The 26422-nt window shown below is 74.1% G+C and carries 18 protein-coding genes; 13 read left to right on the top strand and 5 right to left on the bottom strand.

Annotation, left to right across the window (positions count from 1 at the left end; translation table 11 throughout):
- Window positions 1-36: 36 nt before the first annotated feature.
- From ACFVU3_RS22910 to ACFVU3_RS22895, 4 genes are all read left to right on the top strand, one after another.
- Window positions 37-3330, top strand: coding sequence for a protein kinase (locus ACFVU3_RS22910; RefSeq protein WP_390068831.1), 3294 nt, complete (start codon window positions 37-39; stop codon window positions 3328-3330).
- Window positions 3331-3431: 101 nt separating this feature from the next.
- On the top strand, window positions 3432-5120 hold the full coding sequence (locus ACFVU3_RS22905) for a protein kinase (RefSeq protein ID WP_390068830.1): 1689 nt from the start codon (window positions 3432-3434) through the stop codon (window positions 5118-5120).
- A 151-nt stretch (window positions 5121-5271) separates the two neighbouring features.
- On the top strand, window positions 5272-6936 hold the full coding sequence (locus ACFVU3_RS22900) for a succinic semialdehyde dehydrogenase (protein WP_390068829.1): 1665 nt from the start codon (window positions 5272-5274) through the stop codon (window positions 6934-6936).
- Window positions 6937-6989: 53 nt separating this feature from the next.
- The gene (locus tag ACFVU3_RS22895; protein ID WP_390068827.1) at window positions 6990-8798 is read left to right on the top strand and encodes a GMC oxidoreductase; all 1809 of its coding nucleotides are present in this window, start codon (window positions 6990-6992) and stop codon (window positions 8796-8798) included.
- Between the two features lie 758 nt (window positions 8799-9556).
- On the opposite strand, the gene ACFVU3_RS22890 is transcribed toward ACFVU3_RS22895, so the two are convergent.
- Complete coding sequence (locus tag ACFVU3_RS22890) at window positions 9557-9847, bottom strand: chorismate mutase (protein WP_390068825.1); 291 nt, start codon at window positions 9845-9847, stop codon at window positions 9557-9559.
- A 348-nt stretch (window positions 9848-10195) separates the two neighbouring features.
- On the opposite strand from ACFVU3_RS22890, the gene guaA reads away from it, so the two are divergent.
- The 4 genes from guaA (at window position 10196) to ACFVU3_RS22870 (ending at window position 14715) form a co-directional block, all read left to right on the top strand.
- Window positions 10196-11788 (top strand): glutamine-hydrolyzing GMP synthase, encoded by a 1593-nt coding sequence (guaA, locus tag ACFVU3_RS22885; protein WP_390068823.1) that lies wholly within the window; start codon window positions 10196-10198, stop codon window positions 11786-11788.
- A 110-nt stretch (window positions 11789-11898) separates the two neighbouring features.
- Entirely contained in the window at window positions 11899-12687 is a 789-nt protein-coding gene (locus ACFVU3_RS22880; protein WP_390068821.1) for a class II aldolase/adducin family protein, read from the top strand.
- Between the two features lie 158 nt (window positions 12688-12845).
- Window positions 12846-14105 carry a hypothetical protein gene (locus ACFVU3_RS22875; RefSeq protein ID WP_390068820.1) on the top strand — a complete coding sequence of 420 codons (1260 nt, stop codon included), beginning with the start codon at window positions 12846-12848 and terminating at the stop codon, window positions 14103-14105.
- 94 nt (window positions 14106-14199) lie between these two features.
- The gene (locus ACFVU3_RS22870) at window positions 14200-14715 is read left to right on the top strand and encodes a DoxX family protein (RefSeq protein ID WP_390068818.1); all 516 of its coding nucleotides are present in this window, start codon (window positions 14200-14202) and stop codon (window positions 14713-14715) included.
- Between the two features lie 156 nt (window positions 14716-14871).
- On the opposite strand, the gene ACFVU3_RS22865 is transcribed toward ACFVU3_RS22870, so the two are convergent.
- Entirely contained in the window at window positions 14872-16239 is a 1368-nt protein-coding gene (locus tag ACFVU3_RS22865) for a PspC domain-containing protein (protein ID WP_390068816.1), read from the bottom strand.
- Window positions 16240-16396: 157 nt separating this feature from the next.
- Between ACFVU3_RS22865 and ACFVU3_RS22860 the strand changes: the two genes are divergently transcribed.
- The gene (locus tag ACFVU3_RS22860) at window positions 16397-17662 is read left to right on the top strand and encodes a PspC domain-containing protein (protein WP_390068814.1); all 1266 of its coding nucleotides are present in this window, start codon (window positions 16397-16399) and stop codon (window positions 17660-17662) included.
- The gene (locus ACFVU3_RS22855) at window positions 17659-18399 is read left to right on the top strand and encodes a LuxR C-terminal-related transcriptional regulator (protein WP_390068812.1); all 741 of its coding nucleotides are present in this window, start codon (window positions 17659-17661) and stop codon (window positions 18397-18399) included. Before ACFVU3_RS22860 ends, ACFVU3_RS22855 begins: the two co-directional genes overlap by 4 nt.
- A 57-nt stretch (window positions 18400-18456) precedes the next feature.
- Here ACFVU3_RS22855 and ACFVU3_RS22850 read toward each other — a convergent pair whose 3' ends face one another.
- Window positions 18457-19566, bottom strand: coding sequence for an NlpC/P60 family protein (locus ACFVU3_RS22850; RefSeq protein ID WP_390068810.1), 1110 nt, complete (start codon window positions 19564-19566; stop codon window positions 18457-18459).
- Between the two features lie 345 nt (window positions 19567-19911).
- Between ACFVU3_RS22850 and ACFVU3_RS22845 the strand changes: the two genes are divergently transcribed.
- Complete coding sequence (locus ACFVU3_RS22845; RefSeq protein WP_390068808.1) at window positions 19912-20265, top strand: hypothetical protein; 354 nt, start codon at window positions 19912-19914, stop codon at window positions 20263-20265.
- Between the two features lie 113 nt (window positions 20266-20378).
- A complete protein-coding gene (gene pcrA / locus ACFVU3_RS22840) occupies window positions 20379-22895 on the top strand; it encodes a DNA helicase PcrA (RefSeq protein ID WP_390068806.1) in 2517 nt (838 codons plus the stop codon).
- A 57-nt stretch (window positions 22896-22952) separates the two neighbouring features.
- Here pcrA and ACFVU3_RS22835 read toward each other — a convergent pair whose 3' ends face one another.
- Both ACFVU3_RS22835 and ACFVU3_RS22830 read right to left on the bottom strand, forming a co-directional pair.
- A complete protein-coding gene (locus ACFVU3_RS22835; protein WP_390068804.1) occupies window positions 22953-24590 on the bottom strand; it encodes a M23 family metallopeptidase in 1638 nt (545 codons plus the stop codon).
- Window positions 24591-24831: 241 nt separating this feature from the next.
- Window positions 24832-25626, bottom strand: coding sequence for an esterase/lipase family protein (locus ACFVU3_RS22830; protein WP_390068802.1), 795 nt, complete (start codon window positions 25624-25626; stop codon window positions 24832-24834).
- 302 nt (window positions 25627-25928) lie between these two features.
- Between ACFVU3_RS22830 and ACFVU3_RS22825 the strand changes: the two genes are divergently transcribed.
- A complete protein-coding gene (locus ACFVU3_RS22825) occupies window positions 25929-26339 on the top strand; it encodes a cobalamin B12-binding domain-containing protein (RefSeq protein ID WP_030494332.1) in 411 nt (136 codons plus the stop codon).
- Window positions 26340-26422 lie beyond the last annotated feature (83 nt).

The following is a 26422-nucleotide window of genomic DNA, read 5'->3' as shown; positions in this document are numbered from 1 at the left end:
GGGACGGGGGACGACCGACGCGCAGGGGGAGGCGCCGTGGACGAGTACGCGGGAAGAGTGCTCGCTGAGCGCTACCGCCTTCCGCTGCCGCCCGCCGGCGCCGGCGCCCTCGTGGACCTCGTCGAGACCCGCGCCTTCGACACGTACAGCGGGCAGGAGGTGCGGGTCCGTCAGGTCCCGCTGCCCGAGATCGTGGACGCCGAGGTCCTCGGCGAAGGGCCCGCCCCCGCGGGCCCGTACGGGGGCGGGGGCGCCACCCGCAGACCGGCCGAGCCGGTGGTGCGCCGGGCGATCGAGGCGGCGCAGGCCGCCGCCCAGATCCCCGACCACCCCTTACTCGACCAGGTCTTCGACGTCTTCGCGGAAGCCGGCTCGCTGTGGATAGTCAGCGAACACGTCGCCGCCCGCCCCCTCTCCGCCCTCCTCGCCGAGGGCCCGCTCAACCCGTTCCGCGCCGCCGAGATCGCCGCGGACGTCCTCACCGCCCTGCGCGTCCTCCACGCCCACGGCTGGGTCCACCGCAACATCACCGCCCGCACGGTCCTGGTCTGCGACGACGGCCGTGTCCTCCTCACCGGCCTCGCCGCCGGCGCCGCCGAGGAGGCCCTCTGCGGCTACGCCCCCGTCCCGGACCCCGACGACCCCGCCTTCCGGGCACCCGCGCCGGACCACGAGGCGTACGGCGACGACGAGCCGTACGGCGCATCGGGGGAGTACGGGGACCCGGAGGAGTACGAGGACGAGGAGCGGGAGGAGTACGCCGGGGAGACGTCCGCGGAGGAGGCGTACGCGGAGGAGGCGTACGCGGAGGAGGCGTACGAGACCCACGGAGCCGCGGCGTACGAGGCCGAGGTGGACGAACCGGGGCCGTACGAGCCGCACGAGACCGGGACCCACGCGACCGGACCGTACGAGCCCGAGGTGTACGAGACCGGACCGTACGAGACCGGACCGTACGAGACCGGGACCCACCAGCCCCAGCCCCAGCCCTACGGGGCCGAGGTGTACGAGACCGGGGAGTACGCGGCTCCCGGGGCCGTCGCCGCGCTGCCCGCCGGGCCCGGGCCGGCCGCGTCCGAGCCGCCGCAGGACCCGGAGCCCGTCCCGTACGGTGCCGACCCCTACGGCCGGGCGACGCCCGTGCCCCGCCCCGCGAGCCCGCCGGAGGCTCCGGCGGTGCCGCCCAGCGCCGATCTGCGGGCGGCCCGGGCGGGCGCCATCGCCGCCTATCGCGCGGCCACCCGCGCCGCCGCCGCGCGGCTCGGCGACACCGGCCCGCTCCCGGCCCAGCGCCCCTCGGAACCCGGACCCGGCCTCGACCCCGTACCGGCACCCGCACCCGCACCCGGAGCCGACTCCGCGACGGAGCCCGGCCCCGAGCCCGCGCCCGGGGTGCCCGTCCTCCCGGGGGCCACCCGGCCCGGTCCGGCCCCGCAGTGGTGGGCGCGGACGGCGAGCGACGAGGACGACGATGACGACGGGGACGACGAGGACGACGCCGAGGGCGACGGCCGGGACCGGGGGCCGTACGGCGGCGGTCCGCGCCCGCCCCGCCTGATGCTCAAGGGCACCTGGAGCGACGGCCCGCACGCCTCCCGGGACGGCGCCCCGCACGTCCCGGCCGGCGGCGGCTCCGTGCTGCCCGGCTCCGGACGGCCCGCGCTGCCCGCCGGGTACACGGCCGCCGCCCCCGGGCCCGGCCGGCCGGCCCCGCCGCCCGCCGGGGACGGCGTCCCCGCGCGGCCGGGGCCCCCGGCGGACCGGTACCGCGGTCCGGCGACCCGGCTCGCCGCCGAGCGGGCCCGGCAGACCCGGATCGCGGTCGTCGGCGCCGTCACCGAGCGCTGGGCGCCGGAGCAGGCCGGCCCCGTGCACGAGAACTGGCGGCTCGCCCCGCCCATCGGCCCCGCCACCGACCTGTGGGCGCTCGGGGCGCTGCTCTACCGGGCCGTCCAGGGCCACGCCCCGTACCCCGAGGACAACGCGGCCGAACTGGTCCAGCTGGTCTGCGCCGAGCCGCCCGCCTTCGCCGAGGAGTGCGGCCCGCTGCGCCCGGTGGTGGAGTCGCTGCTGCGCCAGGACCCCACCGAGCGGCCGGACTTCGAGGAGCTGCGCGGCTGGCTGCGGTCGCTGGTTCGCTCCGCGCCGGAACCGGAGCCGGACCTCGCGGCCGCGCCCCCGCCCCGCTTCGACGCGAAGCGGCTGCCGATCCTGCGCCGCCGCGGCGAGCTGGTGCGCCGTCGCCGCGCGGCCGCCGGTTCCGGCCGCCACCGGCACCGGCGCGGCAAGGAGCCCCGCCGCGAGCAGGCCGCCCCGCCCGTTCCCGCGGCCGAGGAACAGCCGCCGGCGCAGCGCGTCGAGGCGTACGAGGACGGCTTCCGGCGACGCCACGAACCGGAGCCGACGTACGAGCCGGAGCCGCCCTACGAGCCGCAGCCGCCGCACGAGCCGGAGCCGCGGTACGGGCCGTACGAGCCCCGCCAGGGCTACGAGACCGGGACGGGGTACGAGACCGGGCGCGGGTACGAGACCGGGCGCGGGTACGAGTCCGGGACGGGGTACGCGTACGGAGACGAGGACGCCGAGCCCGGGCCCCCGCGCGGGTCCTCCCGCGCCCCGGCCGCCCCGCGCTCGCTCGGGCGGCGGCTGCTGATGGTGGTTCTCCTGCTGCTCGGCGGCGCCCTCGCGTACGCCGCCGTCGCGCTGCCCCGGACGGGCGAGGAGCCCGCCGGCGCCCGCCCGACGGCCACCGCGCCCGCGGCCACGGCCCCGTCCGCCCCCGCGACCACCGCGCCGCCCGCCCCGCGGACGACACCGCCGCGGAGCCCGGCCACGCCGTCGGGGAAGCCCGCCCCGCCCGCCTCCGGCCCGGCCCTGGCCGCCGGTTACGTGCTGCGCGAGGACCCGGAGGGCTTCCGGATCGGCGTCCCGCGCGACTGGCGGCGCAGCCCGATCAACGACGCGGGGCAAGTCCGCTACACCGGCGGCGACTTCACGATGATCGTCGTCCCGGGGCGGGACAGCGTCCGGGACCACGGTTCCGACCCGCTGGAGTACCAGAGCTCCAAGGAGCGCGAGCTGGAGCCCTACCGGCAGTCCAGCTGGGCGCAGTTGGTGAAGGCCCGGCGGGTGGACATCGGCCGCACGCCCACCGCCGAGGGGCACTACACCTGGCTGGACAGCACGGGCCGCGAGGTCTTCGTCCGCAACCTCGCGCTGATCGACGGCGGCCGGTACCACGTCGTCCAGGTGATCGGACCGGAGAGCGAGCGGGACAAGGTCTCGGAGGTGTACGAGGAGGCGGTGAAGGGGTTCAGGGCGGGCCGCTGAGGCCGTCGGCGGTCACAGTGCGGTTCCTTTGCGGGCCCCGCGGTTCCGTCCGCCGTCCCCTCCTCCGTAACCTGGCATCCGAAGCAACGGGGCGGGGGCACGTGGAACACTCTCAGGGCACAGGGGCGGGGCTGCTGCTCGCCGGGCGGTACCGCCTCGGCGAGTCCATCGGGCGCGGCGGCATGGGCAAGGTCTGGCGCGCGCACGACGAGGTGCTGCACCGCGTGGTGGCGGTGAAGGAGCTGACGGCGGGTCGGTTCGTCGCGGAGGCGGACCGGCTGGTGCTGCACGCCCGCACCCAGAAGGAGGCGCGGGCCGCCGCCCGGATCACCCACCCCGGTGTGGTGACCGTCCACGACGTCCTCGAACACGACGACCGTCCGTGGATCGTCATGCAGTTCGTCGACGGCCCCTCGCTCGCCGACGCGGTCAAGGAGGCCGGGACGATCGCGCCCCGCGAGGCGGCCCGGGTCGGCCTGCACGTCGTCGGCGCGCTGCGCGCCGCGCACGCGGCCGGTGTCCTCCACCGGGACGTGAAGCCCGGCAACGTCCTGCTCGCCCGCGACGGGCGGGTCCTCATCACCGACTTCGGCATCGCGGCGATCGAGGGCGACTCCACCATCACCCGGACCGGCGAACTCGTCGGCTCCATCGACTACCTGGCGCCCGAGCGGGTGCGGGGCGGCGACCCGGGCCCGGCCTCCGACCTCTGGTCGCTCGGCGCCACCCTGTACACGGCGGTCGAGGGCTCCTCGCCGTTCCGCCGCACCTCCCCGATCAGCACCATGCAGGCCGTCGTCGGCGAGGAGCCGCCCTACCCGGCCAGCGCGGGACCGCTCGCCTCCGTCATCGTGGCGCTGCTCCGCAAGGACCCGGACCAGCGGCCGCACGCGGACGAGGCCGAGCGGATGCTGCTCGACGCGATGGAGGGCCGCAGCCCGGAGACCGCCCAGGCGTACGTGCCGACGCAGCGGATGAACCTGGACACGGGGCGGACGCCCGGGGCGGCGGAGCCGGAGGACGTACCGACCCCGGTGTCGTCCGTGACCCCCCGCACCGTCGAGTGGCCCACGCCGGCCGAGGCGTCCGACCCGCGGCGGCCGCACCCGGTCTCGCCGCCCACCCTCGCCCCGTCCTCGCCCCCGCCCGCCGCGGGGAAGGGCCGCTGGCGCTCCGCCGTGCTCACCGCGGTGCTCGCCGCCGCCGTCGCGGGCGGCGCCGTCTTCGCGGTGATGCAGTACGGCGGCGGGGGCGGCACGCCCGGACCCGCCCCGACCACCAGCAGCACCGCGGCCCCCGCCCCCACCGACCGCAAGGGCGTGTCCGCGGACGGCGTGCCGGACGGCTGGCACCGCGTCGAGGACCCGGCGGGTTTCAGCCTGATCGTCCCGGACGGCTGGAAGCGCCAGGCGGACGGTGACACCAACATCGACTACACCCCGGACGGCGGCCGCCACCGGCTGCGGATCAGCATCGACCGCAGCCCGGACTTCGAGAACCCGTACATGCACCTCCTGGACCTGGAGAAGACGCTCCAGAAGCGGATGGACTACCGGCGGGTGTGGCTGAACCAGAACACCTACCGCGACCAGGTGAAGGCCGCGCTCTGGGAGTTCACCTGGACCGAGAAGCAGAACTTCCCCGGCCCCCGGCACGCGATCGACCAGATGTACTTCGACGCGAACGGCACCGAGTACGCGATCTACATGGCCTCCCCGGAGGAGAGCTGGGACACGACCCGTGAGCAGTTCGACACGGTCCTCCAGCACTGGCGGCCGCCCGCCTCGTGACGCCGGGGAAATCTTCCCGCCGGGCCCCTGGCGGCCGTAAGCCCCTGATCAGGGCTTATGTGCCAGTGATCACTGGCGTGATGTGCGCGGGGGGTGAAAACGCGTTACCGACGGGTACCCAAAGACCGGAACGGCGCTTACCCTCGGCGTCATGACGGACACGCAGGCCACCGCCGCCCCCACGGTTACCGCCGACGCCGCGCAGGCGGCCCGCCCCGCCGCGCCGGCCGGCGCGACCAACCCGGTCGCGCCCGCTCCGGTCGGCGCCCGGACCGCCGCCGACGTCGTGACGCCCGAGCTGGTCGCCCGGCTCACCCGTGGTGTCGCCGGTTCCGGCCGCACCGCCAACCACACCCCCTTCACCGGGGAGAAGCTGGCGGACCTGCCCGAGGCCACCCCCGAGGACGTCGCCGAGGCGTTCGCGCGCGCCCGCGCCGCGCAGGTCGCCTGGGCCGCCACCCCCGTCCGGGCCCGCGCCGCCGTGCTGCTCCGTTTCCACGACCTCGTCCTCGCCCGCCAGTCCGAGGTCCTCGACCTCATCCAGCTGGAGACCGGCAAGGCCCGCCTGCACGCCCACGAGGAGGTGCTCGCGGTCGCGCTCGTCGCCCGTCACTACGGCCGCAAGGCGTCCTCGTACCTGCGCCCCAAGCGTCACACCGGCGTCGTCCCGACCCTCACCAAGGTCACCGAGCTGCGCCAGCCGCGCGGGGTCGTCGGCCACATCTCCCCCTGGAACTACCCCCTCGAACTCTCCGCGGGCGACGCCCTGCCCGCCTTCGTGACCGGCAACGCCGTCGTCATGAAGCCCGACACCGAGACCGCCCTCACCGCGCTGTGGGCCCGTGACCTGCTCATCGAGGCCGGTCTGCCCGCCGAGGTCTTCCAGGTCGTGCTCGGCGAGGGTCCGGTCGTCGGCCCCGAGGTCGTCCGCCACGCCGACTACGTCTCCTTCACCGGCTCCACCCGCACCGGCCGCGAGATCGCCCAGGGCGCCGCCGCCCGCCTCGTCGGCGTCACCCTCGAACTCGGCGGCAAGAACGCCATGCTGGTGCTCGAGGACGCCGACATCGAGAAGGCCGCCGCCGGCGCCGCCCGCGCCTGCTTCTCCTCCGCCGGCCAGCTCTGCATCTCCATCGAGCGCCTCTACGTCCACGAGTCGATCGCCGACGCCTTCGTCGAGCGCTTCGCCGCCCGCACCAAGGCCATGCGGCTCGGCAACTCCCTCGCGTACGGCGCCGACATGGGCTCCCTCGTCGGCGAACGGCAGCTGGAGACCGTCGTCAAGCACGTCGACGAGGCCGTCGCCAAGGGCGCCCGGCTCGTCGCCGGCGGCGTCGCCCGCCCCGACATCGGCCCGCTCTTCTACGAGCCGACCATCCTCGAAGGCGTCGAGGCCCCGATGTCCGTCTGCGCCGAGGAGACCTTCGGCCCGGTCGTCTCGGTCTACCGCTTCACCGACGAGGACGAGGTCGTCGACCGCGCCAACGCCACCCCGTACGGTCTCAACTCCTCCGTCTGGACCAAGGACGCGCGCCGCGGCCACGCCGTCGCCGCCCGGCTGCGCACCGGCACCGTCAACATCAACGAGGGGTACTCGCCCGCGTACGGCAGCGTCCGCGCCCCGATGGGCGGCATGAAGGACTCCGGTCTCGGCCGCCGCCACGGCTCCGAGGGCATCCTCAAGTACACCGAGGCCCAGACCGTCGCCCAGCAGCGCCTGATGCCGCTCGCGCCCTCCTTCGGGATGGACGACGAGGCGTACGCGAAGGTGATGACCCTCTCCCTGAGGGCGCTGAAGGCCCTGCGTCTCAGCTGACGCACCGCCCTCACGCCCTGCCCGTTTTCGCCCTTTTCCTTACGAGGAGAGCCATGACCGCGGTACCCCCTGCCCGAAATCTGGACGAGGAAGGCTCGTACGACTACGACGTCCTCGTGGTCGGCTCCGGCTTCGGCGGTTCGGTCACCGCCCTCCGGCTCACCGAGAAGGGCTACCGGGTCGGCGTCCTGGAGGCCGGCCGCCGCTTCACCCGGGAGACCCTGCCGAAGAACTCCTGGGACCTGAAGAACTTCCTGTGGGCCCCCGCCCTCGGCCTGTACGGCATCCAGCGCATCCACCTGCTCGGCAACGTGATGGTGCTGGCGGGCGCGGGCGTCGGCGGCGGCTCCCTCAACTACGCGAACACGCTCTACGAGCCCCTCGCGCCGTTCTTCGACGACCCGCAGTGGAAGGACATCACCGACTGGCGGGACGAACTCGCCCCGCACTACGACCAGGCGAAGCGGATGCTGGGCGTCCGGCTGAACCCGACGATGACCCCCTCCGACGTGCACCTGAGGTCCGCCGCCCAGGCCATGGGCATCGGCGACACCTTCCACATGGCACCGGTCGGCGTCTTCTTCGGGGACGGGAAGGACGCCGACGGCGCGGCGAGGGCGAAGCCGGGCGCCGAGGTCGCCGACCCGTTCTTCGGCGGCGCCGGCCCCTCCCGCAAGGCGTGCACCGAGTGCGGCGAGTGCATGACCGGCTGCCGCCACGGCGCCAAGAACACCCTCAACGAGAACTACCTCTACCTCGCGGAGAAGGCGGGCGCGGTCGTCCACCCGATGACCTCGGTCGTCGCCCTCACCGAGGACTCGCGCGGCGGCTACGCCGTGAAGACCCTCCCCACCGACAACCGGAAGAAGGGCAAGGGCCGCACCTTCACCGCCCGCCGGGTGGTGATCGCCGCCGGCACCTACGGCACCCAGACCCTGCTCCACCGGATGAAGGACAGCGGCCTGCTGCCCCGCGTCTCGGCCCGCCTCGGCGAGCTGACCCGCACCAACTCCGAGGGCCTGGTCGGCGCGCAGACCACCGACCGCCGGTACCGGCGCAAGCACGGCGCGGCGAAGGCCGACTTCACCCGGGGCGTCGCCATCACCTCGTCCGTCCACCCCGACGAGAACACCCACATCGAGCCGGTCCGCTACGGCAAGGGCTCCAACTCGATGGGCGGCCTCACCGTCCTCCAGGTCCCCTACGGCGCCCACCGGGTGCGCAACTGGGCCCTCAACATGGCCCGCCACCCCCTCCTGGCGCTCCGCTCGCTCTCCAACCGGCGCTGGTCCGAGCGGACCATCATCGGCCTCGTCATGCAGTCCCTCGACAATTCGCTCACCACCTACCGCAAGCCCGGCGGCATCGGGAAGGGCCTGCTCACCGCCCGCCAGGGGCACGGGGCGCCGAACCCGACGCAGATCGAGGCGGCGACCCTGGCCGCCACCCGGCTCGCCGAGGAGATCAACGGCTTCGCCGGCTCCAACGTCGGCGAACTGGTGGGCACCCCGCTGACCGCGCACTTCCTCGGCGGCTGTCCGATCGGCGCCGACGCGGAGTCCGGCGTCATCGACCCGTACCACCGCCTCTACGGACACCCCGGCATCTCGGTCGTGGACGGCTCGGCGGTCTCCGCCAACCTCGGCGTGAACCCTTCCCTGACGATCACCGCCCAGGCGGAGCGGGCCATGTCCTTCTGGCCGAACAAGGGCGAGGAGGACCCGCGCCCGCGGCAGGGCGAGGCGTACGCGCGCGTGGCGGCGGTCGAGCCGAAGTCCCCCGCGGTCCCGGCCGAGGCGTTCGGCGCCCTCCGGCTGCCCTTCCTGGGCATCCCGGCGGTCCCGCCGAAGAACGCCCCCTAGAGCCGTCTCCGGCTTCCGCCGCGGGCCGTGCGGGCCCGCGGGCGTAAGCCGGACGCGCAAGCCGGACGCGCAAGCCGGATCCGGACGACAGAAGGGCGCTGCACCCCCCTCCGAGTGCAGCGCCCTTCCGGCTTTCCGGTGTTGCTGCATAGATGACCACCGGCCCCCGCCTTTGGTTGTAGGCGTTGCGCCCGATCTTCGTGTGACGCGCGTCACATAGGGTGGAGGGGTATGCCGGGCGGCACGGAGAAGGGCCCGTGCCGCGATTCCGGTCGCGGCACGGGCCCTGGATCGGCACCGGTGTCAGGGCAGCGGCGGTGCCGAACGGAGCGGCGCCGGGGGGTCGCGCCGCGTCGGGGGAGGGAAGGCGGAGGGGGACGGACCGAGGGGGACGGGTCGAGGGGGACCGGTACGGAGAAGGGGGTGCGGGCCGCGGGAGCCGCGACCGGTGAGCCGGTTGCGGCCGGCCCCGGGCGTCCCCGGGACCGACCGCCCTTTCTGGGTGACCGGGCTGCTGTCCCCTGCCGTCCGGTCACGCGCGCTGGAGCGAGGTCCCACGACGTGCCAGAAGCACGCCACACGCCCCAGCGAAAGCCACGCGTGGTTTCTGCGGGCCCGCCCCTGGCTGGCACGGACACCCCGCTCAACGAAGCCCGGCGGGCGCCGGTCACGCGCCGTACGGGTGAGACCGGCACCGAACGCGGGTGCGGGCGCCCACTCAGACGCGTCCCGCCCGCACCGCCACGCCCCCGCGCCCCTCAGATGCGGCCGCGGCACAGCTCCAGCATCGTCATCGCCAGCGCCGTACCGGGCTTGCCCAGCGCGTCCCGGTAGTGCGCGAGCACGTCCATCTCGCGCGCCAGGTTCACCCGCCGGCCGCCGGAGGAGATCCGGGCCTCCTGGATCACCGCCGAGATCGCCACCCGCTCCTGGATGAGGCCGATGATCCGGTCGTCCAGCGCGTCGATCCGCTCGCGGGCGTCGCCGATCAGCGAGGCCGCCTCGTCGGTGCGGGCGCCGGTCTGCTCGGTGGGGGTCTTCGTGGTCATGCGGGGCTCCTGGTGGTGTGGAGGCCCCGGATCGGCACGGCCCGGGAGACGCCAGACGCCCCGGGCCTTGTCGGCCCGGGGCGCCTGGGAAGTCGCTTGTCAGTTGCTCAAGCAGCACGACCATGGCAGCCGGTGGGCCGGTTGCCATAGGTAAACAGGAAGGTCGGGTGCTTGCGCATGGCGCCCAGTATGGACCCCGCGCTCCACCCCGGGGCAAACCGGGCCCGGATGGTGAGACGAAAGCCACCCGGGTTCGGATGGTGAGACGAAAAGCGTCACGCGCGCGCCGGTAGAATCGACAAATAGCCCCCCTTCGGGGGAACCCTCTCCCGCCGGAAGGCCGCCGTAGTGTCCTCAGCGCCCCACGCTGCCGCGCCCGACGTCACCAACCCGGACGTAGTCCTCGTTGTCGACTTCGGCGCCCAGTACGCCCAGCTCATCGCCCGCCGCGTCCGCGAGGCACGGGTCTACAGCGAGATCGTCCCGTCCACCATGCCGGTGGCCGAGATGCTGGCCAAGAACCCGAAGGCGATCATCCTCTCCGGCGGCCCGTCCTCCGTGTACGCGGAGGGCGCCCCGCGCCTCGACCGCGCGCTCTTCGAGGCCGGCGTCCCCGTCTTCGGCATGTGCTACGGCTTCCAGCTGATGGCGACGACCCTCGGTGGCACCGTCGACAACACCGGCGCCCGCGAGTACGGCCGCACCCCGCTGCACGTCTCCAAGGCCGGCTCCACCCTCTTCGAGGGCACCCCGGTCGAGCAGTCCGTGTGGATGTCGCACGGCGACGCCTGCTCCGCCGCCCCCGAGGGCTTCACCGTCACCGCCTCCACCGACGTGGTCCCGGTCGCCGCCTTCGAGAACGACGAGAAGAAGCTCTACGGCGTCCAGTACCACCCCGAGGTGCTGCACTCCACGCACGGCCAGCAGATCCTGGAGCACTTCCTCTACCGCGGCGCCGGCATCCAGCCCACCTGGACCACCGGCAACGTGATCGAGGAGCAGGTCGCGGCCATCCGCGCCCAGGTCGGCGACAAGCGCGCCATCTGCGGCCTCTCCGGCGGCGTCGACTCCGCCGTGGCCGCCGCCCTCGTCCAGCGGGCCATCGGCTCCCAGCTCACCTGCGTCTACGTCGACCACGGCCTGATGCGCAAGGGCGAGACCGAGCAGGTCGAGAAGGACTTCGTCGCCGCGACCGGCGCCCGCCTGGTCGTCGTCGACGCGCAGGAGCGCTTCCTCACCGCCCTCGCCGGCGTCTCCGACCCGGAGACCAAGCGCAAGATCATCGGCCGTGAGTTCATCCGCGTCTTCGAGCAGGCGCAGCTGGAGATCCTCCAGGAGGAGGGCCCCGAGGTCGCCTTCCTCGTGCAGGGCACCCTCTACCCGGACATCGTCGAGTCCGGCGGCGGCACCGGCACCGCCAACATCAAGTCGCACCACAACGTGGGCGGCCTCCCCGACGACATCGAGTTCGAGCTCGTCGAGCCGCTGCGCCAGCTCTTCAAGGACGAGGTCCGCATGGTCGGCCAGGAGCTCGGCCTTCCGGAGGAGATCGTCCAGCGCCAGCCCTTCCCGGGCCCCGGCCTCGGCATCCGCATCGTCGGCGAGGTCACCAAGGAGCGCCTGGACCTGCTCCGCGACGCCGACGCCATCGCCCGCGAGGAGCTGACCGCCGCCGGTCTCGACCGCGAGATCTGGCAGTGCCCGGTCGTGCTGCTCGCCGACGTCCGCTCCGTCGGCGTCCAGGGCGACGGCCGCACCTACGGCCACCCGATCGTCCTGCGCCCGGTCTCCTCCGAGGACGCCATGACGGCCGACTGGTCGCGCCTGCCCTACGAGGTCCTCGCCCGGATCTCCACCCGCATCACCAACGAGGTCGCCGACGTCAACCGCGTCGTCCTCGACGTCACCAGCAAGCCCCCGGGCACCATCGAGTGGGAGTGACCCCTCCCGCACGCCGATGAAGCCGCCGCCCCCGCCCCGGGGGCGGCGGCTTCGCCGTGATCCCGTCCGGACTCTGGTGACTTGACCGGCCGGGCGTTACCTTCCGGCGCATGACCGAGATACCGGCCCCCGTCCCCGTCGACCGGCTCCACTTCGCCATGCCTCCCGTCCACGCGACGGCCGAGGAGGAACGCGCCCACCGCAAACAGCGGCTCGCCGGCGCGCTCCGGCTCTTCGGACGGCTCGGGTACGAGGAGGGCGTCTCCGGCCACATCACCGTCCGCGACCCCGAGTACGACGACTGCTACTGGGTGAACCCCTTCGGCGCCCCCTTCGGCGACCTCACCGCGAGCGACCTCGTCCTCGCCAACGGGGACGGCCAGGTCGTCCTCGGCGGCCAGCACGTCAACCAGGCCGCCTTCACCGTCCACGCCCAGGTGCACCGCGCCCGCCCGGACGCCGTCGCCGTCGCCCACACCCACTCCACCCACGGCCGCGCCCTGGCCGCCCTCGGCGAACTCCTCGACCCCCTCACCCAGGAGGCGTGCGCCTTCTACCAGGACCACGCCCTCTACGACGCCTACACCGGCGTCACCGTCGACGCCGAGGAAGCCCGCCGCGTCGCCGTCGCCCTCGGCCCCTTCAAGGGCATCGTCCTGCGCAACCACGGCCTCCTCACCGTCGGCTCCACCGTCGACGCCGCCGCCTGGTGGTTCATCGCCATGGACCGCTGCGCCCGCATCCAGCTCGCCGCCCGCGCCGCCGGCAAACCCGTCCTCATCGACCACAAGGACGCCGTCGCCACCCGCGAACAGCTCGGCAGCGACCTCGTCGCCTGGATCAACTACCAGCCCCTCTGGCGCAGGATCAGCCGAGCGGAGCCCGAACTCCTGTCGTAACACCATCGCTTCACCCTTCTGTACGTCAATGCGATGGCGCGGCAATCACTCTCCGGCGGGGCGCACGCAGCCCTCGCGAGCACCCTCGGTGCGGCACAATTCCCAGGAATCAGCGGCAGGTTGAGCTCGAAACCTCGGACTCGGGAAGTGGCGGCACCGTGGCGATCCAAGAGGCGAGACAGTACGGCGGGCGCCACGGCGCCGGCGAGCATCCGACGGCCTGCGCCGGCTGCGCCCACTGCGGCGAGACCGGCCACCGCCGCGCCGTCGCCGCCTTCCTCGCCCGCCGCGAGGAACTCGCCGCCGGCCACGGCGTCCCCGCCGCCGTCGCCCACTCCCCGGTCGCCGCCCGACAGTGGGTCTCCGACGAACTCGCCCAGTCCGCCCGGGCCGTCACCGCCCACGGCCGGGAGGCCGGACTCGCCTGGCTCGCCCGCGTCCGCACCGGCAGCCTCGCCGCGATCTGGGCCGCCGTCCTCGCCCTCCTGCTGGGCCAGGCCCTCACCGCCCTCGGCACCGGCTGGACCGCCGCCCGCACCGCCGGCCTCTGCACCGCCCTCCTGCTCGCCGTCCCGCTCACCGCCGCCGCCCACGCCCATCGCGCCCGCGGCGGCCTCCTCGCCGCCCTCACCGGCGAGGACAACCGGCTCTCCACCACCCGCGCCGTCGCCGCCGCCTGGCTCCTCCTTCTCTGCTACGCCCTCCTCCTCCCCCTTCTCCTCACCTTCCGCTCGCTCACCACCACCGCCTTCGGCCTCGCCGGCGCCGCGGGACTCGTCACCGTCCTCGCCGTCGTCTCCGCCGTCGCCGTCACCGCCCGGCTCGTCGTCTCCACCCGGATCGCCGCCCTGCGGCTCCAGAAGGTCCGCGCCGACCGGCCCCGCGCCGCCGACCTCCTCTGCGACGACAACGGCCGCGCCGACCTCGCCGACGTCCAGTACGTCCTCGTCTCCGGCGCCGTCCTCGTCTTCGCCGCCGTCCGCCTCGCCGCCGACCCGGCCCGCCTCCCCGCGCTGCCCTGGTCCCTCGCGCTCCTCGTCGCCGTCTCCGCCGCCTGGCACCTCGCCGCCAAGTGCACCGAGGGCGGCCGGCCCGCCGTCCACGCCGTCGTCCGCGCCCGGGAGGCCGGCGACCTCGACGCCCCCATCCGCACCGGCGACGACATCGAGATCCGCGGCCACGGCTTCGTCCCGCCCGGCGCCGCCGCCCCCGACCCGCTGACCCGGCTCGTCGTCCGCATCGGGCCCGTCCACACCCACGTCCCGCTCGTCCCGGTCCCCGGCGGCTTCGCCAACCCCTCCGACACCGTCCTGACCGTCCCCCTCCCCGCCGACGTCGAGCCCGGCCGGGTCGAGGTCTCCGTCGTCACCGCCGCCGGCTTCGAGACCAACCGCGTCACGATCGACGTCGCCGACTGAACACCCGAATCCCCTCCTCCTGTGTCCGTTCACAGGGCCAGCGGAGACAATCGATCCGCGAACTGTCGTACGGGGTGTGGAGAGGTGAGCGATCATGACCGAGTATCCGGGCCGCGCCGGCGGGACCTCCCTGCGAGGCCGCCTGGACGGGTGGCGGGCCACCGCCTCCCGCTACGCCCTGCTGCCCCTCCGGATCTTCCTCGGCGTCACCTTCGTCTACGCCGGCCTCGACAAACTCACCGACCCGGCCTTCCTCGCCGACTCCGGCACCGGCTCCATCGGCGAGACCATGCGAGGGGTCCGCGACTCCTCGGCCGTCCCCTGGCTCGTCGACCTCGCCCTCAACAGCCCCACCGCCTTCGGCTACGCCATCTCCCTCGGCGAGCTCGCCGTCGGCCTCGGCACCCTCCTCGGCCTCTTCGCCCGAGTGGCCGCCCTCGGCGGCGCCCTCATCTCGCTGAGCCTCTGGCTCACCGTGAGCTGGCAGGTGACCCCGTACTACCTCGGCAACGACCTCGCCTACCTCATGGCCTGGCTGCCGCTGCTGCTCGCCGGGGCCCCGGTGCTCTCCGCCGACCGGCTCCTCGCCGAACGGCGCCGGATGCCGTAGGCGATCCAGGTCAGCAGGCCCGCCACCCCGAGGCCGCCGCACATCACCGGGATCGCCAGCCACCACGGGACCGACCACCAGCCGGCGAGGTCCCCGCCGTACGCCCCGGCGAGACCGAGGGCGGCCACGCCGACGACCAGCCGGCCCGGACGGAACTCATGAAGCAGCACGGGTGACCTCCACCTGTCCGAGACCGACCTCCAGCGAGAGGTCCAGCGTCCCCGCCGGCTCCGTACCGGCGGGCGGGTTCAGCGTCCGCGTCTCGTCGCGGTCCGGAGCGATGTCGATGTCGTCGGGCGCCTGCCCCGGCAGCTGGAGATCACCGAGCCCCACCTGCGCGCGCAGCTTCACCACCACGTCCTCCGGCACGACCACCTCCAGCTTCCCCGCGCCCACGTCGACCGCCGTCGACACCGTCGTCCCCTCGGGCACCGACAGCCGGGACAGATCCAGCGTCCCGACCCCCGCGCCCAGGTCGTAGTGCGGCTGCACGGCGGCCACCGTCACCGGCGTCCACGTCTGGCGCGTCCAGTCCGTGGTGATCCGGTCCGGCAGCGCGACCGCACCGGCCAGCAGCGCCGCCGTCACCACCACCTGGAGGATCGTGCCGAACCCGGTGCGGCCCAGGAAGCTGCTGACCACGAGACCGAGACCGAACACGGCCAGCGCGGCCGCCAGACCCGTCGCCAGGCTGGTGCCCAGCGGCTGGGACTCCCATGTCAGGGCCGTACCCGTGATCGCCGCGGCCAGCGCGCAGAGATGGACGAGACCGGCGATCGAGTACGGGCTGCGCCGCACCGAAGGCTCCGGCCGCGCCGGATCGGCGGGCGCGGCCCACCGGCTGCCGGGCTTCGGCACCTCGCCGCCGACCCGGCCCTCCGCGTCGACGATCCCGTGCGGCCCCCACATGTAGCCGAAGGCCACCCGGCCCGTGGAACCGTCCTTGACGATCGGATCCCGCCACCACGACGTCATCTGGGCCTCCAGCGGCGTCAGCGGCGGCGCCTTCGCCTCCGGCGGCACCGGGACCCGCCCGTGCGGGGCCTTCGGCCGCACCTCCGCGTCGCCCTCGGTCTCCGCCTCCGCCGTGTGCCGGCGCTGCGACCAGTACGCGGCACCGGCCGTCACCAGCAGCAGCACCACCGCGAAGCCCAGCAGCGAGCCCGTGCGCAGCATCGACAGGAAGATCCCGCAGCCGACCAGCGCCATCAGTATCGCCGCGAGCGTGGCGCCCGACACCCGGCCGGTCAGCAGCCGCCGCGCCTCGCTCTCCTCCTCGCCCGCGAGCGGGATCAGCAGCCAGGCGAAGCCGTAGAAGATCAGTCCTATGCCGCCCGTCACCGCCAGCACCGCCAGCACGATCCGGAAGATCACCGGATCCATGTCGAAGTGCCGGCCGAGACCGCCGCAGACGCCGCCGACCACCCGGCTGCCGCGCGAGCGGCGCAGCGGGGCTGCGGCGGCGTCCTCGGTCGCCGGTGGGGCCTCGTGCTCCGCGGGCCGCGGAGGCGTCGAACTCGTCATGCGTCCATGGTGACTCCCCGTGTCCCCCGGCCGACACCGGGAAGGACCCTGGCACGACCCTGAGATTCGACGGCGCGCCGACCCCGAGGCGAACCCGGGGTGGATCTCAGGGCCGACCCTGATACCCCGGGAGGGCCGGGCGTGTGACGATCGGTGCATGTCCGCAACCGCTCGCGTCACCGACCTCGACGAACCTCCCGTGCGCAGGCTCTACCGGAGCGCCGACGGGCGGTGGCTCGGCGGTGTCGCCCGCGGCCTCGCCGGACATCTCGGCCTGCCCGTCGCCTGGGTGCGCGCCGTCTTCGCGGTGCTCGTCCTCACCGAGGGCCTCGGGCTGCTGCTCTACGCGGTCTTCTGGATCGTCGTCCCGCTCGGCGTCGGCGGCCGGGCCGAGCCCCGCCCCGTCTTCGAGATCACCGAGGACGGCAGACGCCGGCTCCGCAAGCCCGACCGGGGCCAGATCCTCGCCCTCGTCGCCCTCGCGATAGGCGCCGCGATCTTCATCGCGAACCTGCGGATCGACGGCGAGACGGGCCGCTACGTGTGGCCGACGCTGCTCATCGGCGTCGGCGTCGTCCTGGTGTGGCGCCAGGCCGACAACGCCCGCGCCGAGACCTGGAAGGGCCGGGCGGTCAAGCACGGGCGCGGCTTCCACCTGCTGCGGGGGCTCGTCGGCGTCGCCCTGGTCGGCACCGGCCTCGCCGTCTTCGTCGTGGTGCGCGGCTCGGTCGCCCAGATCGGCACCGCGCTGACCGCCTCCGTCGCCGTCCTCACCGGCATAGCGCTGCTCGCCGGCCCCTGGCTGATACGGATGTCGCAGGACCTCACCGCGGAGCGCACCCTGCGCATCCGGGCCCAGGAGCGGGCCGAGGTCGCCGCCCACGTCCACGACTCGGTGCTCCACACCCTCACCCTGATCCAGCGCAACGCCGACGACGCCGGCGAGGTCCGCCGGCTCGCCCGCGCCCAGGAGCGGGAGCTGCGGAACTGGCTGTACAAGCCGGAGGGCACCGGCAAGGACGAGGAGCCGGAGACCCTCGCCGAGGCGGTGAAGCGGGCCGCCGCCGAGGTCGAGGACAAGCACGGCGTGCCGCTGGAGGTCGTCGTCGTCGGCGACTGCCCCCTCGACGAGAAGCTGACCGCGCAGATGCAGGCCGCGCGCGAGGCGATGGTCAACGCCGCGAAGTACGGTGGCGAGGGAGGGGCGGTGCAGGTGTACGCCGAGGTGGAGGGGCGCGCGGTGTTCGTCTCGGTGCGCGACCGGGGCCCCGGATTCGACCTGGACGAGGTCCCCGAGGACAGAATGGGCGTACGAGAATCGATCATCGGCCGGATGCAGCGCAACGGCGGTACGGCCCGCCTGCGGGCCGTACCGGGCGGGGGCACCGAAGTCGAGCTGGAGATGGAGAGGGCGGACGGATGAGCGACGAGACCGGGGCGACGACCGGGGCCGACGGAGCGACGGGGCCGGGCACGACGGGTGCGGCGGACGGGGCCGGGCGCCGGGTGCGGGTCGTCCTCGTCGACGACCACCGCATGTTCCGTGCCGGTGTGCAGGCGGAGATCGGCCGGACCGAGATCACCGGGGTCGAGGTCGTCGGCGAGGCCGCCGACGTCGACCAGGCCGTCACCGTGATCACCGCGACCAGGCCGGAGGTCGTCCTCCTCGACGTCCACCTGCCCGGCGGCGGCGGGGTCGAGGTGCTGCGCCGGTGCGTCGGGCTGATGGGCGCGGCCGAGGACCCGGTCCGCTTCCTCGCGCTCTCCGTCTCGGACGCGGCGGAGGACGTGATCGGCGTGATCCGGGGCGGCGCCCGCGGCTACGTCACCAAGACGATCACCGGCGACGACCTGGTGGACTCGATCTTCCGGGTGCAGGAGGGCGACGCCGTCTTCTCCCCGCGCCTGGCCGGCTTCGTCCTGGACGCCTTCGCCTCCACCGACGCGCCCCCGGTGGACGAGGACCTGGACCGGCTGACCCAGCGGGAGCGCGAGGTGCTGCGGCTGATCGCCCGCGGCTACGCGTACAAGGAGGTCGCCAAGCAGCTCTACATCTCGGTGAAGACCGTCGAGTCGCACGTCTCCGCGGTGCTCCGCAAGCTCCAGCTCTCCAACCGGCACGAGCTGACCCGCTGGGCCACCGCCCGCCGTCTGGTCTGAGCCGCCCGGCTCCGCCCCGCAGCCCGGCTCCGCCCCGCAGCCCGGCTCCGCCCGGGGTCAGGCGACCCGGGTGGCGCCAGCGAAGGGCATCTCGTCGATGGGCGCGATGCGGATCGGGGCGCCCGGCCGGGGTGCGTGGATCATCTGGCCGCCGCCGATGTAGAGGCCGACGTGGCTGATCCCGGAGTAGAAGAAGACCAGGTCGCCGGGGGCGAGCTCGGAGCGGGAGACCCGGCGTCCGGCGTTGATCTGGGTGTACGTGGTGCGCGGCAGGGAGACGCCGGCGGCGCGCCAGGCGGCCTGGGTGAGCCCCGAGCAGTCGTACCCCGAGGGGCCGGTGGCGCCCCAGATGTACGGCTTGCCGATCTGCGCGCGGGCGAAGGCGAGGGCGGCCGAGGCGCGGCCGGTGGTGGCGGTCACCGGCAGCCGGTCGCCTGAGGCGCGGTCCGCGCGGGTGGCCGGGGCGGTGGTGCCGGCGCGGGCCGTGGCGGCCGTCGCGGTGGCCGTGCCCGAGCGGGCGGCGACGGCCGCCTCGTACCGGGCCCGCTCCTCGGCGGTGAGCCGGGCGAGGAGCTCCCGCGCGGCGGCGAGCTTGCCGAGGACGGCGGCCTTCTGGCGGCGCAGCTCGGTCTCGTGGCCGCGCAGCGCGGTGAGCCGGCCGGCGGACTCGGCGCGGAGCTGGGCGAGGGCGGCGAGCTCCCGGCGTACGGCGGTGACGGTGGTGGCCTGCCGGTCGCCGGCCTTCTCGGCGAGCGCCGCCCGCTCCAGGTACTGGTCGGGGTCCGAGGTGAGGGCGAGCTGGACGGTCGGGTCGAGTCCGCCGGAGCGGTACTGCGCGGCGGCGACGGCCCCGAGGCTCCGGCGGGCGGTGTTGAGCCGCTCGGTGCGGCGGGCGGCCTCGTCGCGGAGCTCGTCGAAGGAGGTGCGGGCGGCGTCGGCCCGTTCCTTCGCGCCGTTGTAGCGCTCGGTGGCGGCCCCGGCCTCCTGGTAGAGCCGGTCCACCTCGGCCCTGACCTGGGCGGGGGTGCGCTCGGGGCGGGCCGGGTCGGCGTGTCCCGAGCCCTCGAAGAGGGTCGCGGTGGCGGCCGAGGCCAGGGCGAGCGTGGCGGCCGTGCGGGCCGCGGGGCGGCCGAGCGGGGACGGCCGGGGCTTTCGGTGAGCTGCCACGAGGGCGGGTCACATCCTCTGCCTGTGGGGGACGGTGCCGGCCGGGGCCGGCGGCGGACCGCACAGGGGAGACGGACCGCCGCCGGGGTTCTCCGGCGGGGGCGGCCGGCACCGCCGGGTGGTCCGGCGGGGTGGGGAGCCGACCACCTGGGGCAGGACGCTAGACCCGGGGGTCACGCCCCGGCGGCGGGTTGACCGCTATTGGCGACGGATGACCCTCGGGGACCGTTCGTTGTCGTCCGCCAGGGCGTTCGGCGATGGTTTCCATGGGGCGGGCGACCGAAGCGCGGGAGTGGGTGGACCCGGCCGGAGAGCGGTGCTAAGGGCCCGGTTAGGCTCCGCCCCATGGACGTCCTCATCAATGTCTTCGTCGCGCTCCACATCATCGGCATCGCCTCCCTCCTGGGCGGATTCCTCACCCAGATGAAGGCGATCGGGGCCGGCACGGCCCGCTTCACCCCGGCCATGCTGCACGGCGCGCTCACCATGCTGGTCACCGGCGTCGCGCTCGTCGGCCTCAACCAGGCCGACGACCAGACGGTCAACAACCTCAAGGTCGGCATCAAGCTGCTGATCCTCGTGGTGATCCTCGGGATCGTCTACGTCAAGCGCGACGAGGAGACCGCCGACAAGGGCCTCTTCGCCGCCGTCGGCGGCCTGACCATGGCGAACATCTTCATCGCCACCCTCTGGGTCTGAGCCCCCGGGCCCTCCGGGGCACGGTCCCGGTCCCTCCCGGTGTGCGCGCTCACACCGGGAGCACGCCGAAGGCGGGCCCGGTTGTCGGCGCGGCGTCCTAGACTCGTGAGGCGATGAGCAGCCTCTTTGACGACAGCTTCCTGGCCGGCCTCCAGTCCCACTCCCCGGAGGACGCCCCGCCCCCGCCCGAGGACGACGAGCACGGCGCCCCGGCCGCGGAGGAGGTTCCGCACGACCTGTTCGGGGAGCACTTCGACGCGCCCCCGCCCCGTGACCCGTACTACCGCGACGGGGCGCACCGCCCGGTCGTGGACCCGGCGGCCCTGCTGGACGGGCTGAACGAGCAGCAGCGCGCCGCCGTCGTCCACACCGGCTCCCCGCTGCTCATCGTGGCCGGCGCCGGCTCCGGCAAGACCCGGGTCCTCACCCACCGCATCGCCCACCTCCTGGGCACCCGGCACGTCCACCCCGGCCAGATACTGGCGATCACCTTCACCAACAAGGCCGCCGGCGAGATGAAGGAGCGCGTCGAGCACCTGGTCGGCCCGCGCGCGAACGCGATGTGGGTCATGACCTTCCACAGCGCCTGCGTCCGCATCCTGCGCCGCGAGTCCAAGCGGCTCGGCTTCACCTCGTCCTTCTCGATCTACGACGCCGCCGACTCCAAGCGCCTGATGGCGCTGGTCTGCCGCGACCTGGACCTCGACCCGAAGAAGTTCCCGCCGAAGTCCTTCAGCGCCAAGATCTCCAACCTGAAGAACGAGCTGATCGACGAGGAGTCCTTCGCCGACCAGGCCGCCGACGGCTTCGAGAAGACGCTGGCCGAGGCGTACCGGATGTACCAGGCGCGCCTGCGCGAGGCGAACGCGCTGGACTTCGACGACATCATCATGACGACGGTCCATCTGCTCCAGGCGTTCCCGGACGTCGCCGAGCACTACCGCCGCCGCTTCCGCCACGTCCTCGTCGACGAGTACCAGGACACCAACCACGCCCAGTACACCCTGGTGCGCGAGCTGGTCGGCACCGGCTACGAGGACCTCGGCCCGGCCGAGCTGTGCGTCGTCGGCGACGCCGACCAGTCGATCTACGCCTTCCGCGGCGCGACCATCCGCAACATCCTCCAGTTCGAGGAGGACTACCCGGACGCGACGACGATCCTGCTGGAGCAGAACTACCGCTCCACCCAGACGATCCTCTCCGCCGCCAACGCGGTCATCGAGCGCAACGAGTCGCGCCGTCCCAAGAACCTGTGGACCAACGCCGGCGCGGGCGCGCAGATCACCGGCTACGTCGCGGACACCGAGCACGACGAGGCCCAGTTCGTCGCCGACGAGATCGACCGGCTCACCGACGCGGGCGACGCGAAGGCCGGCGACGTGGCGATCTTCTACCGGACCAACGCGCAGTCCCGCGTCTTCGAGGAGATCCTCATCCGCGTCGGCCTGCCCTACAAGGTCGTCGGCGGCGTGCGCTTCTACGAGCGCAAGGAGGTCCGGGACGTCCTCGCCTACCTGCGCGTCCTCGCCAACCCCGAGGACAACGTGCCGCTGCGCCGGATCCTCAACGTGCCGAAGCGCGGCATCGGCGAGCGCGCCGAGGCGATGATCGACGCCCTCTCGCTGCGCGAGAGGATCACCTTCCCGCAGGCCCTCAAGCGGGTCGACGAGGCGTACGGCATGGCCGCCCGCTCGGCCAACGCCGTGAAGCGGTTCAACACGCTCATGGACGAGCTGCGCACCATCGCCGAGTCCGGCGCGGGCCCCGCCGTCGTCCTGGAGGCCGTCCTGGAGCGTACCGGCTACCTCGCCGAGCTCCAGGCGTCCACCGACCCGCAGGACGAGACCCGGATCGAGAACCTCCAGGAACTCGCCGCGGTGGCCCTGGAGTTCGAGCAGGAGCGGGCGCAGGCCGCCGGGCAGGACGGGGCCGGAGAAGCGGAGGCCGGGACGCCGGCGGCCGGGGCGGGCACGCTCGCCGAGTTCCTGGAGCGGGTCGCGCTCGTCGCCGACTCCGACCAGATCCCGGACGAGGACGAGGAGGGCGCCGGCGTCGTCACGCTGATGACCCTGCACACCGCGAAGGGCCTGGAGTTCCCGGTCGTCTTCCTCACCGGCATGGAGGACGGCGTCTTCCCGCACATGCGGGCCCTCGGCCAGACGAAGGAGCTGGAGGAGGAGCGGCGCCTGGCGTACGTGGGCATCACCCGCGCCCGCGAGCGGCTCTACCTGACCCGCTCGTCGATGCGCAGCGCCTGGGGCCAGCCCTCGTACAACCCGGCCTCCCGCTTCCTGGAGGAGATCCCGCCCGCGTACCTGGAGTGGAAGCGGACCGGGCCGGTGGCGAAGCCGGCGGGCCCGACGTCCGGGATCACCTCCTCGCTGACGTCCTCGCTCTCCTCCTCGCGCGCCCGCTCCGGCCCGTCCGGTTTCGCGACGCGCCGCGCGGGCGGGACGGAGAAGCCGGTGGTCTCGCTGACGATCGGCGACCGGGTCACCCACGACCAGTTCGGTCTGGGCACGGTCCTCGCGGTGACGGGCTCCGGCTCGGACGCGCAGGCGACCATCGACTTCGGCGACGAGAAGCCGAAGCGGCTGCTGCTGCGGTACGCGCCGGTCGAGAAGCTGTAGGCGGTACGGGAGAGGGCCCGGTCCATCGGACCGGGCCCTCTCCCGTACGCGCGGGTGTCAGCTGGTGGGGTCGAGGCCCTTGCTGCGCAGCCAGGTCAGCGGGTCGATCGCGGAGCCGCCGCCGGGCCGGACCTCGAAGTGGAGGTGCGGGCCGGTGGAGTTGCCGGAGTTGCCGGAGTAGGCGATGACGTCGCCGGCCTTGACCTGGCCCCAGCGGATCTTGGTGCTGCTCAGGTGGCAGTACCAGGTCTCGGTGCCGTCGGCGGCGGTCACGATCGCCATGTTGCCGTAGGCCGGGTTCCACTGGGTGCGGACGGTGCCGTCGGTCGCGGCCATGACGGGGGTGCCGTACTGCACGGGGAAGTCGATGCCGGTGTGCACGGACATCCAGTTGACGCCGGACTGGCCGAAGCGGGCGCTGAGCTGGTGCAGCTTCACCGGAAGCATGTACTTGGGGCGCATGGCCTCCTTGCGGGCCGCCTCCTCCTCGCGCTTCTTCTTCTCGGCGGCCTGGCGGGCCTTGAGGTCGATGCGCTCCTGGGTGCGGCTGGCGCGGTCGCCGAAGTCGCGGACGTCGGCGTCGAGGGCGCTGAGCTGGGTGTCCAGCGCGGTGTTGGCCGGGACCTGCTTCACGGCGGCCGGGTCGGCGGCGGCGAGCGCGGTGGTGTCCTTCTGCTTCTGGCCCTCGGTGCCGGCGCCGGTGAGTCCGCTGACGGAGGCGGCGGCGATGCCGGCGACGCCCATCACGCAGGCGGAGGGGACGGCGACGGTCAGCAGGGCGGAGCGCTTGGCGGGGGTACGGCGCCGGGCGCGGCTGCCGCCGGAGGAGCGGCGTACGGGGCGGGCCGCGGCGGCGTCGGTGCGGACCTCGGCGGCGGGCGCGGGGCCTTCGGTCCCGGCGTCCTCGGCGTCGTCCCCGGATCCGGCCTCGGGGGCCTCGTGCGCGGTGGTCCCGTAGGCCCCGGTCCCGTGCGCCTCGGGCTCGAAGGTCTCGGCCTCGTACGTCTCGGCCTCGTACGTCTCCGGCGCGTAGGTCCCGGCCTCGTACCCGGCGGTCTCGTACGTCCCGGTCTCGTAGGCCGCTTCCGGCTCCGGGTGCGGCTCGTAGGAGAACGCGAACTCGGAGGTCCGGTCGACCTGTTCGGCCTGGGGGACGTACTGCTGGGGGACGACCGGCTCGGCCGGGGCGGACGCCTGGTTCCAGGCGGTGGCGTCGTAGGCGCCGGTGTCGGTCGCGAAGGCGGGGGCGGCCCACTGGCCGGTCGCGTCGTACTGCTCGTGCCCGTAGGCGCCCTGCGCCGCGTAGGCGCCGGAGTGAAGGGTCTCGTACTGGCCGGTGTGCCGGGCCTCGGTCCAGGCGGAGGCGTCCCACTGGCCGGTCGTGTCGTACTGCTCGGGCTGCGCGTACGCCGTGCCCTGCGCGTAGGCGTCCGTGGTGGTGGCGGTGGTCCACTGGCCGGTGGTGTCCCACTGGCCCGTCGTGTCGTGGCCGGCCGCGGTGGCGGCCCAGGCGCCCGTCTCGTACGCGCCGGTCGTGTCGTACGTACCGGTGGCGGCGTACTGGCCGAGGTCCCACTGGCCGCTGTGGCCGGTCTGCCCGGGGTCGGACCAGGTCCCGAAGAGCGGGTCGGTCGCGTAGCCGGTGGTGTGGGCGCCGTCTCCGGCGTACCCGGCGTGGGGGTGCTGGTCGTTCACCAACGTCTCTCTCGCCTCGGCAGCAGGACCAGTCCGGGGCGGGCCCGACAGGGGTGTCCCGGGGGGAAGCAGTGGCGCGACTGTACCCGGCGGTATGCGGGGCCGACAATCTTCGGAAGGGTTCGCGGGCGCCGGAAACGGGCAATCGGCCGTGTTTCGCCAGCTCATGCACAGAGCTTTGGCCTTGTGTTCGAGAAACGTTCGAAGAACAGGGTCGGGGGTGTCGCGTGTCCTGGCGACTTCAGGCCACGGAGGCCGTCCCCTCGTCGGCCGCCTCCTCCGTCCCGCCGGCGTCCAGCGCCTCCAGGATCCCGGCCGCGACCGTCGGATGGACCGGCAGGGCGAGATGGCCGATGCCGCTCACCCGCACGTTGTGCACCAGGAGGTCGGGGTGGTCGAGGCGGGCCGTCTCCACCGGCACCATGATCTGGTCCAGGTCGCTCCAGAAGCTCACGAACCGCGTCCGGCAGCCCGGCGCCGGAGCGGCCAGCGCCCGCAGCACCTCCGACCCCGGCCGCATCTGCCGCACCAGCGGGTGCGCCGAGGCGAGCGGCGCGACCGTCGTCCCCGCGTGCGGGGTGCCGAGCGTGACCAGGGTCCGCACCCGCGCGTCACCGCCCAGCCGCTGTACGTAATAACGGGCGATCAGTCCGCCCAGGCTGTGGCCCACCAGATCCACCTCCGCCCGTCCGGTGCGCTCCCGGATCGCGTCGATCCGCCGCCCCAGGGCCTCGGCGGCGGACCGCAGGTCGCACGTGAGCGGTGAGTAGTCGAACGACTCGACACGGGTGCGGCCGTGCCGGGCGAGCGTGCGGCGCAGCAGCAGGAAGACGGAGCGGTTGTCGACGAAGCCGTGCAGCAGCACGACCGGCCGCCCACCGCCGTCCCCCACGGTCACGGGCGGGCTCGCGGAGTCGTCGGGCCGCCCGTGACCGTCGGGGACGATCCCCGACGGATAGAGCACGAGACGGCCGGTGAGGATCGCGACCTCGAGCGTGGTGGCCTTCAACAGGGCGGTGACCTTGGCGAGCTCCATCGCCGACCTCCCGTGCGGCACATGGGGCCGTGCGGTACGCCGGGACGCCGGGGCTCCGTGCCGTACGGACGGCGGCACGGAGCCCCGGCGACCGGCGTCGCGGCTCCTTTCGCGACCGGCCCCGCGGGCGGCTGGAGGGCCCAGGAGGAGGGCCCGGAGCGGGGTAGGCCGCGGAACGAACGTGTCCCACGTGTGATTTCCCCCTCGACGGGCACCGCGAAACGGTCCGTTGCGGGATGCTGTCGATAACGTTCGTTCACCTCCCCGGCACAGACGCGCGGGGGTCGCATGTGGAGGCAGTGATGGGTGTGACCGGTCCGATCCGCGTGGTCGTCGCCAAGCCGGGTCTCGACGGCCACGATCGCGGGGCCAAGGTCATCGCGCGCGCCCTGCGCGACGCCGGCATGGAGGTGATCTACACCGGGCTCCACCAGACGCCCGAGCAGATCGTCGACACCGCGATCCAGGAGGACGCCGACGCGATCGGCCTCTCCATCCTCTCGGGCGCGCACAACACGCTCTTCGTCAAGGTCATCGAGCTCCTCAAGGAGCGCGACGCGGAGGACATCAAGGTCTTCGGCGGCGGCATCATTCCCGACGCGGACATCCCGCCGCTGAAGGAGAAGGGTGTCGCGGAGATCTTCACGCCGGGCGCCACGACCGCGTCGATCGTCGACTGGGTGAACGCGAACGTCCGCGTGACGGCCGCCTGACACCCGCCCGGGCCCGACGGCCGGGAGCCCCCTCCGACGGGGCTCCCGGCCGTCCCCGTGCGCGGGCCGGCGGCACGCCGGCC

This window comes from Streptomyces sp. NPDC058052, assembly GCF_042885515.1.
GTDB lineage: Bacteria > Actinomycetota > Actinomycetes > Streptomycetales > Streptomycetaceae > Streptomyces.
The sequence above is the reverse complement of the archived record's forward strand: the minus strand, read 5'-3'. Positions and strand labels throughout refer to the sequence as shown.